The 1,162-nt window shown below is 39.8% G+C and carries 1 protein-coding gene; it reads left to right on the top strand.

Annotated features, from left to right (window positions below; all coding sequences use genetic code 11):
• Position 1: 1 nt before the first annotated feature.
• Positions 2-1,162 (top strand): non-ribosomal peptide synthetase (locus tag MKX41_RS32255; protein ID WP_340975167.1); only part of this gene is annotated, 1,161 nt, incomplete at its 3' end.

A 1,162-nucleotide genomic window follows, 5' to 3' on the forward strand; every position in this document is an offset into this window, starting at 1 on the left:
CATACATCAGTTATTCGAGGAGCAAGCGCAAAAAACACCAGAGAATATGGCAGTTGTGGATAAAGAGAGACGGCTGACATATCGTCAATTAAATGAGCGCGCTAACCAATTAGCAAGAACGATAAGATCTCGTGGAGTTAAACAAGAATCTATTGTTGCATTACTACTAGATCGATCGGTTGAAACAATTATTAGTATATTAGCCGTTCTCAAAGCAGGAGGAACATATCTTCCAATTGATCCAGATTATCCGGCGGAAAGAGTAGAATACATTTTCGAAGATAGCAAGGTTTCATTTTTAATTACAACAGGTGAATATGCTGCTAGTACTACATTTAGCGGAGTAACATTCAATCTCTCAGAGGAACTGGATGTCATATCGGAAGAAGAGATAACGAATTTAGAGAATATAAATAGCCTGCAAGATGCTGCATACATCATATACACTTCAGGTACTACAGGTTTACCTAAAGGGGTTGTTATCGAACACGAAAATGTCATTCGTTTACTTCTAAATGACGAAATGGAATTTGACTTTAATGCGAATGATGTCTGGACAATGTTCCACTCTTATTGCTTCGACTTTTCTGTTTGGGAGATGTACGGTGCCTTACTGTATGGGGGAAAACTTGTAATCGTACCGAAGTTTATTGCTCAATCTCCAGAGGCGTTGACAGATTTATTATTGCAAGAGAAAGTAACAGTTTTGAATCAAACACCGACAGCATTTTATGCCCTTATGCAGGAGGGAAGCAAGTTCATTGGAAATGATTTGGCACTACGCTATATCATTTTTGGGGGAGAAGCCCTAAGTCCAATGAAATTGCATAAAGTGAAAAAAGCATATCCGCATACAAAATTAATTAACATGTACGGGATCACAGAGGTAACGGTTCATGCGACCTATAGGGAAGTAACTGAAGGGGATATTGAAGGTGAGAAAAGTAATATCGGTCATCCTATTCCCACAACCACAACGTACATACTCGATGAGCAGCAAAAGCCTGTGCCTTTAGGTGTAATTGGAGAGCTTTTTATTGGAGGAAAAGGGATTGCTCGTGGCTATTTGAATCGCGAAGAGCTTACCAGAAATAGATTCATTGCGAACCCGTTTAAACCTGGGGAAAAGATGTACCGAAGTGGAGACCTAGCACGGTGGTTA

This window comes from Paenibacillus sp. FSL R5-0475, from assembly GCF_038004585.1.
GTDB lineage: Bacteria > Bacillota > Bacilli > Paenibacillales > Paenibacillaceae > Paenibacillus_AQ.